This is a genomic window from Streptomyces sp. NPDC033131 (genome assembly GCF_055578365.1).
Map to the genome: position 1 here is coordinate 1 of NZ_JBVIPA010000052.1, position 12,546 is coordinate 12,546.

Genomic DNA, 12,546 nt, shown 5'->3' on the forward strand with positions numbered 1-12,546 from the left:
GGGTGCACAAACACCCGGAGTGGTTCCACCACCGGCCGGACGGGACGATCGCCTACGCGGAGAACCCGCCCAAGAAGTACCAGGACATCTACCCGATCGCCTTCGACGCCGACATGGACGGCCTGATCGCCGAGACGTCGCGGGTGCTGCGGCACTGGATGGACCACGGCGTGCGGATCTTCCGCGTCGACAACCCGCACACCAAGCCGGTCGTGTTCTGGGAGCGGGTGATCGCGGACATCAACCGCACCGACCCCGACGTGATCTTCCTGGCCGAGGCGTTCACCCGCCCGGCGATGATGCACACCCTGGCCCAGAGCGGCTTCCAGCAGTCGTACACGTACTTCACCTGGCGCAACACCAAGGAGGAGCTGACCGAGTACCTGACCGAACTGTCGGGGGAGGCGGCCTCCTACATGCGGCCCAACTTCTTCGCCAACACCCCCGACATCCTGCACGAGTACCTGCAGCACGGCGGCCGGCCCGCCTTCGAGGTCCGCGCCGTGCTCGCCGCGACCCTCTCCCCGACCTGGGGCATCTACAGCGGCTACGAGCTGTGCGAGAACACCCCGGTGCGCGAGGGCAGCGAGGAGTACCACGACTCGGAGAAGTACCAGCTCAAGGCACGCGACTGGGAAGCCGCCGACCGCGAGGGCCGCTCCCTGACCCCGCTGATCACCCGGCTCAACACGATCCGCCGCGCACACCCCGCCCTGCGGCAACTGCGCGATCTCCACTTCCACCACGCGGATCAGGAGGCGGTGATCGCGTACTCGAAGCGGAGCGGCTCGAACACGGTTCTGGTGGTCGCCAACCTCGACCCCCACCACACCCAGGAGGCCACGGTCTCGTTGGACATGCCGCAACTCGGCCTGGAATGGCACGAGTCGGTGCCGGTGCGCGACGAGCTCACCGGTGAGACCTATCACTGGGGCAGGGCCAATTATGTGCGCCTCGAACCGGGCACCCGGCCCGCGCACATCTTTTCGGTTCTGCGACCGTCCACCCCGCAGATCGGAGGGTCACCCACCTAATGATCGTCAACGAGCCCGTCCACGACACCTTCGAGGACACCCCGGCCAAGGACCGGGATCCGGAGTGGTTCAAGCGCGCCGTCTTCTACGAGGTCCTCGTCCGCTCCTTCCAGGACAGCAACGGTGACGGCGTCGGCGACCTCAAGGGCCTGACCGCGAAACTCGACTACCTGCAGTGGCTGGGCGTCGACTGCCTGTGGCTGCCGCCGTTCTTCAAGTCACCCCTGAGGGACGGCGGATACGACGTCTCGGACTACACCGCCGTCCTGCCCGAGTTCGGCGACCTCGCCGACTTCGTGGAGTTCGTCGACGCCGCCCACCACCGCGGCATGCGCGTCATCATCGACTTCGTCATGAACCACACCAGCGACCAGCACCCCTGGTTCCAGGAGTCCAGGAAGGATCCGGACGGCCCCTACGGCGACTACTACGTGTGGGCCGACGACGACAAGCAGTACCAGGACGCGCGGATCATCTTCGTCGACACCGAGGCCTCCAACTGGACCTTCGACCCGGTCCGCAAGCAGTACTACTGGCACCGCTTCTTCTCCCACCAGCCCGACCTCAACTACGAGAACCCGGCGGTGCAGGAGGAGATCATCTCCGCCCTGCGGTTCTGGCTGGACCTGGGCATCGACGGCTTCCGGCTCGACGCGGTGCCGTACCTGTACCAGGAGGAGGGCACCAACTGCGAAAACCTTCCGGCGACCCACGAGTTCCTCAAGCGGGTCCGCAAGGAGATCGACGCCTCCTACCCGGACACGGTGCTGCTGGCGGAGGCGAACCAGTGGCCGGAGGACGTCGTCGACTACTTCGGCGACTACAGCTCCGGCGGCGACGAGTGCCACATGGCGTTCCACTTCCCGGTGATGCCGCGCATCTTCATGGCGGTGCGCAGGGAATCCCGGTATCCCGTCTCGGAAATCCTCGCCAAGACCCCGGCCATCCCGTCGAGCTGCCAGTGGGGCATCTTCCTGCGCAACCACGACGAGCTCACCCTCGAGATGGTCACCGACGAAGAGCGCGACTACATGTGGGCGGAGTACGCCAAGGATCCCCGCATGCGCGCCAACATCGGCATCCGGCGGCGGCTGGCACCGCTGCTGGACAACGACCGCAACCAGATCGAGCTGTTCACGGCTCTGCTGCTGTCCCTGCCGGGCTCGCCGATCCTCTACTACGGCGACGAGATCGGCATGGGCGACAACATCTGGCTCGGCGACCGGGACGCCGTACGCACGCCGATGCAGTGGACCCCGGACCGCAACGCGGGCTTCTCGTCCTGCGACCCGGGACGGCTCTACCTGCCCACGATCATGGACCCGGTGCACGGCTACCAGGTGACGAACGTCGAGGCGTCGATGGCCTCCCCGTCCTCCCTGCTGCACTGGACCCGCCGCATGATCGAGATCCGCAAGCAGAACCCCGCCTTCGGTCTGGGGTCCTACACGGAGCTGCCCTCCTCCAACCCGGCGGTGATCGCCTTCCTCCGGGAGTACGAGGACGACCTCGTGCTGTGCGTGAACAACTTCTCGCGGTTCGCGCAGCCGACGGAGCTGGATCTGAGCGCGTTCAACGGGCGGCATCCGGTCGAGCTGTTCGGCGGGGTCCGTTTTCCGGCCGTCGGTGAGCTGCCGTATCTGCTGACGCTCGGCGGGCATGGGTTCTACTGGTTCCGATTGCGCAAGGAACACGTTGAGTAGTGCTACGGTTACTCCGTTCTGGTGATCAGAACCCGAGCCCGCCGGGCGGGTGGCTCGGTCATCAACTGCGCGCGCTTGTCGTGCGAAACCGTTCCGAGCGATCGGAACGGACACGTCCCTGACTCGGGTGGCGTGAACGTCAATGGTTCCGGCTCCGCAACTCGCCGGTCGTGGCGCACAGCCACAATTGAGGGCAGGGCGGTTTTCACCGCCCTGCCCTGGGCACCCTTCACGCAACCCGACGCTCCTCCGCCACGCGCCGCGGAAAGGACGCTCACCATGTCGGAAGCCGTCACCCGTAACGCCACGACACATCCCGGCCTCCTTGCGTCACTGGACCCACTGCTGCGGGAGTGGCTGCCGCGGCAGCGCTGGTTCGCGGGCAAGGGCCGCCCGGTCACCGGGTTCTCCCTGGTGGCCGCCACCGAGCTGCTGCCGCCGACGGCGAAGCAGGGCCTGTACCACCTGCTGGTGCGTGCCCACCAGCCCCTCACCCTCGGCAGCCCGCCGCATCCGGGCGACTGCTACCAGCTCCTCATAGGCGTGCGCGAGGCGCTGCCGCCCCGGCTGGCGCCCGCGCTGATCGGCCACGTCGAGGAGGGCCCGCTCGCCGGACAGACGGTCTACGAGGCCCTGCACGACTCCCGGTCCGCCGAACTGCTCCTGGAGGCCGTGCGCAGGCGGGCCCGCATCGGCGGCCTGCGCTTCGACCGCGACCCGCACCAGGAGATCCGGGAAGGGCTCGTGCCCCGGGTGATGACCGCCGAGCAGTCGAACTCGTCGATCGTCTATGGAGATACGTTCATCCTGAAGCTGTTGCGCCGGATCGTGCCCGGCACCAACCCCGACCTCGAGCTGCCGCTGGCCCTCGCCCAGGAGGGCTGCCCCCGGGTGCCGGCACCCACGGGATGGCTGCGGGCCGAGCTGTCCGGTGAGTCGTACGTCCTCGGCGTCCTCCAGCCGTTCGTGCAGGGCGCCTCCGACGGCTGGGAGCTCGCGCTGCGGGAGCTGGCCAAGAGCGAGGACTTCAGCGCGGAGGCGCGGTCACTGGGGCGGGCCACGGCCGAGGTGCACACCGCGCTCGCCCGGGCGCTGCCCACGGCCACGATCGGTCACACCCAGCTACAGCCGCTGGTCGACGGCATGATCGAGCGCCTGGAGGCGGCCGCGCAGGCGGTGCCCGCGCTACGGCCGCACGCGCCGGGGTTGCGCTCCGCGTTCACCGCGCTGGCCGACCTGGCCGCCGAGGGCCGCACCTGGACCGCGCAGCGCATCCACGGCGACCTGCACCTCGGCCAGTGCCTGCGCTCGCCGGCCGGCCAGTGGTCGCTGATCGACTTCGAGGGCGAGCCGTCGAAACCGCTCGCCGAACGCCGGATGCCACAGCCGACCGCCCGGGACATCGCGGGCATGCTCCGCTCCTTCGACTACGCGGCGCACTCCGCCGACCAGCCGGTGCCTGGCTGGGCCGATGCGTGCAGGGCGGCGTACTGCTCCGGGTACGCGGAGGTCAGCGGCGTCGATCCGCGGACCGACCCGGTGCTGCTGCGCGCCTACGAGACGGACAAGGCGATCTACGAGGTCGTCTACGAGGCCCGCCACCGCCCCGACTGGCTCCCCGTGCCGATGGCGGCCATCGAGGGCTATGTGACCACCGACCTGATCTGACCTTCTGGCCGACCGGATCTGCCGACCGGATCCGCCGACCAGAACTTTTCGCCGAGGAGGCCTCGCCAGTGACCCCCCGCACCCCGTCCAGCGGTTCGGACCCGAAGAAGACCGCTGCGCAAGCCGCGAAGAGTGTGAAGAAGGCCGCGGAGAAGGCGACCGCGCCCAAGGAAGCGGTGAAGAAGGCGGCGGCGAAGAAGACCACCGCCGAGAAGACGGTGACGAAGAAGACCACGGCGAAGAAGGCGACTCCGACGGCCAAGAAGGCGACCACGAAGAAGGCCGGGACGAAGAAGACCACCCCGGCGAAGACCACCCCGGCGAAGATCACCGCGACGAAGGCCGCCCCGGCGAAGGCCACCACCAAGAAAGCCACCGCGAAGAAGGCCGTCACCAAGAAAGCCACCGCGAAGAAGGCTGTCGCGACGAAGGCCGTCACGGACAAGGTCACCGCCCCGGTCGCCGCCCCGGTCGCCCCCCCGCCGTCGGAGACAGCCGTGGCCGTCTCCCCCGCCGTGGACGCCGGTGACCGCGAGCGCCTGCTCGCCGGCACCCACCACGCCCCGCACTCCGTGCTCGGCGCCCATCCGGTGCCCGGCGGGGTCGCCTTCCGCGCGTTGCGGCCGTACGCGCTGGCCGTCACGGTCGTCGCCGGGGATCTGCGGGCCGAACTGCACAACGACGGGGACGGGTTCTTCTCGGGCCTGCTGCCGCTGCGGGACGTCCCGGCGTACCGCCTCCTGGTGGCGTACGAGGAGGCGGTCCAGGACACCGAGGACGCGTACCGCTTCCTGCCCGCGCTGGGCGACCTCGACCTGCACCTGATCGGCGAGGGCCGGCACGAGCAGCTGTGGACGGCGCTCGGCGCCGAGCCGATGACCCACCAGGGTGTGGCCGGCACCCGCTTCACGGTGTGGGCGCCGAACGCGCGGGGCGTGCGGGTGGCCGGCACCTTCAACTTCTGGGACCCGACCGCGTATCCGATGCGTTCGCTCGGCGGCACCGGTGTGTGGGAACTGTTCGTGCCCGGCGTCGGCGAGGGCGAGCTGTACAAGTTCGAGCTCACCCGGCAGGACGGCTCCCGGACCCTGCGGGCCGACCCGCTGGCCCGCCGTACGGAGGTCCCGCCCGCCACCTCCTCCGTGGTGCACGCCTCGCACCACGAGTGGCACGACGAGGAGTGGCTGGCGCGCCGCACGGACGCCCCCGCGCACGAGGTCCCGTTCTCGGTGTACGAGATCCATCTGCCGTCCTGGCGACCGGGACTGACGTACCGTCAGCTGGCCGAGCAGCTGCCGGCCTACGTCAAGGACCTCGGGTTCACCCATGTCGAGCTGATGCCGGTGGCCGAGCATCCCTTCGGCGGCTCCTGGGGCTACCAGGTCACCGGCTTCTACTCCCCCACCGCCCGCCTGGGCACTCCCGACGACTTCAAGTACCTGGTCGACGCGCTGCACCAGGCCGGGATCGGCGTCCTGATGGACTGGGTGCCGGCGCACTTCCCGCGCGACGCCTGGGCGCTGGCCGAGTTCGACGGACGCCCGCTGTACGAGCACGAGGATCCGCTGCGGGCCGCCCACCCCGACTGGGGCACCCTGGAGTTCGACTACGGCCGCCGCGAGGTGCGCAACTTCCTGGTCGCCAACGCCGTGTACTGGTGCGAGGAGTTCCACATCGACGGCCTGCGCGTGGACGCGGTCGCCTCGATGCTCTACCTCGACTACTCCCGCGAGGCCGGCCAGTGGACGCCGAACGAGCACGGCGGCCGGGAGAACCTGGACGCGGTGGCGTTCCTCCAGGAGATGAACGCGACCCTGTACCGGCGGGTGCCGGGCGTGGTGACGATCGCGGAGGAGTCCACGGCCTGGGACGGCGTCACGCGCGCCACCCACCACATGGGCCCGGGGGGCTTCGGCGGCCTCGGCTTCGGCCTGAAGTGGAACATGGGCTGGATGCACGACTCGCTGGACTACGTCAGCCACGAGCCCGTCCACCGCAAGTACCACCACGGCGAGATGACCTTCTCCATGGTGTACGCCTACAGCGAGAACTACGTGCTGCCCATCTCCCACGACGAGGTGGTCCACGGCAAGCGTTCGCTGGTGTCGAAGATGCCGGGCGACTGGTGGCAGCAACGCGCCAACACGCGCGCGTACCTGGGCTTCATGTGGTCCCACCCGGGCAAGCAGCTCCTCTTCATGGGGCAGGAGTTCGCCCAGGGCGCCGAATGGTCGGAGGCCCACGGCCCCGACTGGTGGCTCCTCGACCCGGCGTACGGGGCGGAGTCCGACCACCGGGGCGTCCGTGACCTGGTCCGCGACCTCAACACCGTCTACCGGCACACCCCGGCGCTGTGGCAGCGGGACACCGACCCCGCCGGTTTCCAGTGGGTCGTCGGTGACGCGGCCGAGGACAACGTCTTCGCGTTCCTGCGCTACGACGCGCAGGGCAACCCCCTGCTCGCGGTCTCCCACTTCTCCCCCGTCATCCGCCACGACTACCGTCTCGGCGTCCCGGACGACGTCCCGGCCTGGTACGAGGCCCTCAACACGGACGCCGGGAGGTACGGCGGCAGCGACGTCACCAACCCCGACGCCATCAAGCCGGAGGCCCAGGGCTGGCACGGTCGCCCGGCGAGCATCCGGCTGACGCTGCCGCCCCTGTCGACGGTGTGGCTGCGGCCGGCGTAGGGCCTCCTCGGCTGACCGGCGGCCGGTCCTCGTGTGCCACTCGGCCATGGCGGTCAGGCGGTCACGCCGGGGCCGTCCGTCAGTGCGACCGGCTGGCCCGTGCGCAGCGACTCATATGCGGCCAGCACGATCCTGAGGGCGCGCAGGCCCGACTCGCCGTCGGGGGACGGCCGCCGTCCGGTGCGTACGGCGTCGAGGAACTCGTCGAGCATGGCGGCGTCCAGATCCGCCCCGCCCGACTCCCACCGGTCGCGGCCGGTGGCGGAGTCGAAGCCGCCGAGCAGCGGGGGGAAGGCGTCGAACTCCACGATCGCCTTCTCGCCGACACAGGTCATGGCGAGCCCGCCCCAGGTCGGGTGGTCCGGTGGATGGCTCCAGCTGGCGTCCACGGCGGCGACGACCCCGCCGGGGTAGCGGATGGTGACCAGACCCGCGGTCTCGACGTCCGGTGCGGGGCCGCCGTCGTCCAGGATGCTGTTGGCCTGGGCGTACACCTCCGTCGCCTGCTCGCCGTCCAGCAGCGCGTCCACGAGGTCCGCGAGGTGGACGGTGTGGTCGGCCAGCGCTCCGCCGCCCGCCAGTTCCGGGTCGGCGAACCAGGGGCGCGAGCGGGCGGGGTTCGAGCCGTTGTTGGCTCCGTGGACGCTGACCAGTTGGCCGAGCAGGCCGTCGGCCAACGCGCTGCGCAGGGCGGTGAAGGCGGGGCTGAACCGTACGGGATAGGCGGTCATCAATCCGACCCCGGCGCGTGCGCAGGCGTCGATCATGGCCCGTGCGTCCGCCTCGGTCGTCGCGAGGGGCTTCTCGCACAGCACGTGCGCCCCGGCCGCGGCGGCCCGTTCGACCAGGTGCCGGTGCCGGGCGTTCTCGCTGGTGACCACCACGGCGTCGGGGGTCAGGGCGAACACCTCGTCCCAGGTGTCGGCGTAGGCCGCGCCCAGGCGTTCGGCGAGGTCCCGGCCACGGGTGGGGTCGTCCGGCGGGGCGTCGGGGTCCGCGGTGATCAGGTCGATGCCGTCGCGGTCGCGCAGCAGCCCGATGTAGGTCGCGGCGTGCACATGGGCGAAGGACAGTACGGCGACTCTCACTGGTCGATTCCCCCTGTGGGTGCGGTGGTTGTCTGCGGGGCGAGTTCGATGGTCCGCCCGGTACGGGCGGACTCCGCCGCGGCCTCGGCGATACGGACGGCCGCCACACCGTCCCGGCCGCTCACCCGTGGCTCGGGACCGCCCGCGAACGCCTCGGCGAACTCGCGGATCTGGGTGAGGTAGGGCGACTCCCCGAAGTCTCCGCCCGGTATGCCGTCCGCCGGGCCTCCGGACGCGGTGCCGGTGATCCGCAGACCGAGGTGCGCCTGGGAGTCGTGCTGGACGGTACCGCCGGTGCCCGACACATGGAACGTGGTGCGAAACGGCGTGGCCGGCGGCCCCCACACCCCTACGACCTGGGCGAGGATGCCGCCCGCGTGGGTGAGGACGGCGGTCCCGGTGGCGACCGCCCCTTCCGGGGCCGGGCTGGTGAGATGCCCCTGGGTCCGGGCGTGGACCCGGACGACCTCGCCGAAGAGCCAGCGGGCGATGTCGAAGTCGTGGATCATCTGGTCCGTCAGAATCCCGCCCGACCGTGCCGGATCGGCGAACCAGCCGCTCCAGGTGGGATAGCGGCCGGTGCGGGTGAACCGGGCGACCGCCACCCGGCCCAGGCTGCCTGCGGCGACCAGGTCGCGAAGGCGGGCGTAGGCGGGGAAGTAGCGCACGACGTGTCCCGGGTACAGGTGCAACCCGGCCGCTCGTGCCGCGTCGGCCATCTCGGCGGCCTCGGCCGCGCCGAGCGCCAGCGGCTTCTCGCACAGGACATGGGCCCCGGCCGCGACGGCCGCCAGGGTGATGTCCCGGTGGGTGTCGGTCGGCGTGCACACATCCACCACGGCCGCCCCGGCGATCGCCTCGGACAGGGAGCGCACTGCCGTCGCGCCGAACTCGCGGGCCAGGGCGGGGGCCTGGCCGTCGGGTGCGTAGAGGCGTACGCGCGCGCCGAGGGCGACCCACGCGGGCAGATGCGTGCGGGCGATGCCGCCCGCGCCGATCAGCGCGACTTCGAGTTCTGCCATGGAATTCTCCGACCTCCTGGATGTCCTGTGGGGTCAGCCCTTGAGGGCGCCGCTGAGTACGCCACTGATGAAGTGCCGCTGGAAGAACAGGTAGACGAGCACCACCGGGGCGATCACGATCAGGGTGGCCGCGGCGAGCAGTGGCACGTCGACGCCGTACTGCCCGGTGAAGAAGCCCAGTCCGGCGGGGGCCGTGCGACGGGCCGGGTCCTGGATGAGGATGAGCGGGAGCAGGAACTGGTTCCAGCTCCAGACGAAGTACAGGACGCCCAGCGTGGTCACTGCCGGGCGGGAGCTGGGCAGCAGGATCCGCCAGAGCGTCGCCCACGACGAGGCGCCGTCCAGCCGTGCCGCTTCGATCAGGCTGCGCGGCATGGTCGAGAAGTGGGCGCGCATCCAGAACACCCCGAACGGCATGAACGCGCCGATCTCCGCGAGGGCGAGGCCCGGCACCGTGTTGGTCAGTCCCAGGGCGCGCATGTCGTAGTAGAGCGGGATGATGGTGCCCTCGGTGGGGATGGACAGGCCGAGCAGCAGGTATGCGTAGAGCCGTCCCCGGCCGGGGACTTCGAGGGTCGCCAGCGCGTACCCGGCCAAGGTCGCGCACACCACCGCGGCCGGCACCACGCACAGCGCGATCACCACGCTCGACCGCAGCAGCGTGCCGAAGCCCGCCGCGGACCAGGCGCGGGAGAAGTTCTCGAAGTGCAGCCCGTCCGGCAGGGCGAAGCCGGTCAGCGGAGCGCCCGCCGGCTGGAGCGAGGCCAGCAGCAGGGAGGCGAACGGCACGAGGACGGCGGCCATGAACAGGGCGAGCACGAGGGGTGCCGTGAAGCGCCCGGTGACCGCTCTCGCCGATGTGTTCACGGTGCCTCCCTGGACAGCCGGTTGATCACCAGGACGGCGAGGGAGATGACCGCCGTCAGGACGACCGCCAGGGCGCTGGCCACGCCGACCGCGCCGCCCCCGAAGGCCAGGCGGTAGATGAGGATTCCGGGGACGACGGTGCTGTTGCCCGGGCCGCCCCCGGTGGTGATGTAGACGAGGTCGAAGCTGGACAGGGCGGCGATCACGGTGATGGACAGCGCGACGGCGAATTCCGGCCGCAGCAGCGGGACGGTGATCGCCGTGAACTCCCGTACGGGGCCGGCTCCGTCCATCCGTGCCGCCTCGTAGATCTCCTGGTCGATGCGCTGGGTCCCGGACAGGAACAGCACCATGCACAGGCCCGAGACGACCCAGGTCCCGATCAGTCCGACGGCCGGCAGGGCCCAGGTGAAGCTGCCCAGCCAGGCGTCGGTGAGGCCGCCGAGGCCGACCGCCCGCAGCGCCTGGTTGAGGGTGCCGTCCTCGCCGTACACCCAGCGCCACAGGATGCCGACCGCGACCAGCGGGATGACCTGGGGCAGGAACAGCACCGTGCGGACCAGGGCGGTGCCCCGGCGTCCGGCGCGCCGGGACACGATCGCCGCCGAGACCAGTCCCACGCAGATCGGCAGGACGGAGAAGAACAGGATCAGGGCGCCCGCGTGCCAGGCGGCGGCGCGCAGTTGGGGGTCGTCGGCGATACGGCGGTAGTTGTCGAGTCCGACGAAGGACGGGAGGGTCACCCCGTCCCAGTCGAACAGGGAGAGATACGCGGTGTGCAGCATGGGCAGCACGGCGAAGAGCGTGTAGGGCAGCAGCGCAGGCAGCAGGTACAGCAACGCCACGGCCCGGCGCCGCCGACGGCGGCCGGACGGTGGCGTACCGCGATGCCGGCGCACGGCGGGGCCGGATCCGCGCTTCGCCTCGGACGGGGCGCCCGGAGCGCGGACGGGGTCGCCGGTCAGTCGGTCGGCAGTGGTCATTTGTGGTAGTTCTCGAAGTCCGTCTGGAGGCCGGCCAGGAACTTCTCGGGGCTGACCTTGCCTCCGGCGAGCAGTTGCAGCTGGGTGGTGAGGGTGTCGCCCATCGTCGGGGTGGAGGCGTTCTGGATGAACGGCTGCAGGCCGGCGTCCTTGACGACCTGCTGCCAGCCCTTCTGGACATCGCCCAGCAGTCCGCTCTGGCTGGGCATGGCACCCGCGTCGGGAGCCATGAAGCCCGCCTTGGCGGTGATGGCGGCGGCCTGGGCACTGGCGGCGAAGTCGAGGAAGGCGGCGGCCGCGGCCGCGTTCTTCGACTTGCTGGACACGCAGTAGTACACCCCGGCGCCGGTGGTGCGGACCTTCCCGCCGGAGGCGACGGGCGGCATGGTGAAGTAGCCGGCGTTCTCGCCCAGGCCCTTGGCCACCGCGGCCGCGGCCCAGTTGCCGCTGATCCGGAAGACGCCTGCGCCCTTGGCGAACGCGGCGGTGGCGTCGTTGTCGCTGACGCCGTTGACCTTGGGGGTGACGTACCCCTTGTCCACCCATCGCTGAAGCGTCTCGGCCGCCTTCTCGGCCTCCGGCAGCACGATGCTGGCGCCCTTGTGGCCGAAGGCCCACGCCTCGCGGTCCTTGGGTGTCAGATAGGCCGAGAGCAGCACGTTGAAGGGGTGGTTGAGGCCGCCGTCGAGGTTGCCCGCGACCAGCGCCGTCTCACCGGCCGCCTTGGCCTTGGCGAACAGGGCTTCCAGGTCCTCCAGGGTGGCCGGGGGGACGTTCAGGCCCAGTTTCCGCGCCTTCGCCTTGTTGTAGTAGACGCCTTCGAACGACAGGCCCGCGCCCACTCCGTACAGGTCACCGGTGCCGACGGTCTTGCCGTCCGTGGTGAGGGTGATCTGGTCCAGGCCGGGGAACTTCTCCGCCCAGCCGTACGCCTTGCCGTACTCGCCGACCTTGAGCAACAGCCGCCCGGGCACGAGGTTCTGCATGCCGGAGGTGAACTGCGCGATGTCGGGGGCACTGTCGGCCGACATGGTGGTGTTGATGCTCTTGAGGTAGTCGTCCCAGCCCGTGTACTGGCGGTTGACGGTGATGTTGGGGTGCTTCTCGCGGAAGGCCGCGATGAGGCCCGGGGTCATGGTGGTGTCGTCGGCGTCGGCGACCACCAGCGTGATCTTGTCGGCCGGTACGGCGGTGGAGACCGGACCGGTGCTGCTGTTCTCGGACGAGGAGGCGCCCGGGGTCAGATCGCTGCACGCGGCCAGTGCCGCGGCGCCGAACGCGCCGGTGGCCGCGAGGAAGGTACGTCTGGACAGGGAAGACGGGCTGGGACTCATGGGGTCTCCTGGGCGTGACGGGACGCGGCGCGGCGGAGGCGGCGGAGGAGGGTGGGAAGACGCCGTCGAGTCGCCGTGGAGTGCAACTTGGTTCGATAACGCAGTTGCGTTTTATAATCGGAGTGAGCCTGGCACGCGTCAAGGACTCATGGCTGGA

At 70.4% G+C, this 12,546-nt stretch carries 9 protein-coding genes; 4 read left to right on the plus strand and 5 right to left on the minus strand.

Going from position 1 to position 12,546, the window contains the following annotated elements; all coding sequences use genetic code 11:
- From ACZ5XS_RS39780 to glgB, 4 genes are all read left to right on the plus strand, one after another.
- A partial coding sequence (locus ACZ5XS_RS39780; protein ID WP_468659856.1) for an alpha-amylase family glycosyl hydrolase occupies nt 1-1,034 on the plus strand: 1,034 nt, incomplete at its 5' end.
- Nucleotides 1,034-2,737 carry a maltose alpha-D-glucosyltransferase gene (gene treS, locus ACZ5XS_RS39785; RefSeq protein ID WP_468659858.1) on the plus strand — a complete coding sequence of 568 codons (1,704 nt, stop codon included), beginning with the start codon at nt 1,034-1,036 and terminating at the stop codon, nt 2,735-2,737. The genes ACZ5XS_RS39780 and treS, both read left to right, overlap by 1 nt.
- A 279-nt stretch (nt 2,738-3,016) precedes the next feature.
- Nucleotides 3,017-4,405: a maltokinase N-terminal cap-like domain-containing protein gene (locus ACZ5XS_RS39790; RefSeq protein WP_468659860.1), complete on the plus strand. Its 1,389-nt coding sequence runs from the start codon at nt 3,017-3,019 to the stop codon at nt 4,403-4,405.
- 68 nt (nt 4,406-4,473) lie between these two features.
- Complete coding sequence (gene glgB / locus ACZ5XS_RS39795; RefSeq protein ID WP_468659862.1) at nt 4,474-7,095, plus strand: 1,4-alpha-glucan branching enzyme; 2,622 nt, start codon at nt 4,474-4,476, stop codon at nt 7,093-7,095.
- Nucleotides 7,096-7,148: 53 nt separating this feature from the next.
- Here the strand turns inward: glgB and ACZ5XS_RS39800 are convergent, their stop codons facing one another.
- From ACZ5XS_RS39800 to ACZ5XS_RS39820, 5 genes are read right to left on the minus strand one after another with little or no spacing between them, the layout of a single operon-like run.
- Complete coding sequence (locus tag ACZ5XS_RS39800; protein WP_468659864.1) at nt 7,149-8,183, minus strand: Gfo/Idh/MocA family protein; 1,035 nt, start codon at nt 8,181-8,183, stop codon at nt 7,149-7,151.
- A complete protein-coding gene (locus tag ACZ5XS_RS39805; protein ID WP_468659865.1) occupies nt 8,180-9,205 on the minus strand; it encodes a Gfo/Idh/MocA family protein in 1,026 nt (341 codons plus the stop codon). The genes ACZ5XS_RS39800 and ACZ5XS_RS39805 overlap by 4 nt, the downstream gene beginning before the upstream one ends.
- A 33-nt stretch (nt 9,206-9,238) precedes the next feature.
- Nucleotides 9,239-10,072, minus strand: a complete 834-nt coding sequence (locus tag ACZ5XS_RS39810) for a carbohydrate ABC transporter permease (RefSeq protein ID WP_468659867.1) — start codon at nt 10,070-10,072, stop codon at nt 9,239-9,241.
- Nucleotides 10,069-11,055: a carbohydrate ABC transporter permease gene (locus ACZ5XS_RS39815; RefSeq protein WP_468659869.1), complete on the minus strand. Its 987-nt coding sequence runs from the start codon at nt 11,053-11,055 to the stop codon at nt 10,069-10,071. Before ACZ5XS_RS39815 ends, ACZ5XS_RS39810 begins: the two co-directional genes overlap by 4 nt.
- On the minus strand, nt 11,052-12,389 hold the full coding sequence (locus ACZ5XS_RS39820; protein ID WP_468659871.1) for an ABC transporter substrate-binding protein: 1,338 nt from the start codon (nt 12,387-12,389) through the stop codon (nt 11,052-11,054). The genes ACZ5XS_RS39815 and ACZ5XS_RS39820 overlap by 4 nt, the downstream gene beginning before the upstream one ends.
- Nucleotides 12,390-12,546: the final 157 nt, after the last annotated feature.

What these genes read in the sequence shown, in the direction of transcription:
- treS (WP_468659858.1), top strand. Translation starts at nt 1,034, where the DNA reads ATGATCGTCAACGAGCCCGTCCACGACACCTTCGAGGACACCCCGGCC.
- ACZ5XS_RS39790 (WP_468659860.1), top strand. Translation starts at nt 3,017, where the DNA reads ATGTCGGAAGCCGTCACCCGTAACGCCACGACACATCCCGGCCTCCTT.
- ACZ5XS_RS39805 (WP_468659865.1), bottom strand. Translation starts at nt 9,205, where the DNA reads ATGGCAGAACTCGAAGTCGCGCTGATCGGCGCGGGCGGCATCGCCCGC.
- ACZ5XS_RS39815 (WP_468659869.1), bottom strand. Translation starts at nt 11,055, where the DNA reads ATGACCACTGCCGACCGACTGACCGGCGACCCCGTCCGCGCTCCGGGC.
- ACZ5XS_RS39820 (WP_468659871.1), bottom strand. Translation starts at nt 12,389, where the DNA reads ATGAGTCCCAGCCCGTCTTCCCTGTCCAGACGTACCTTCCTCGCGGCC.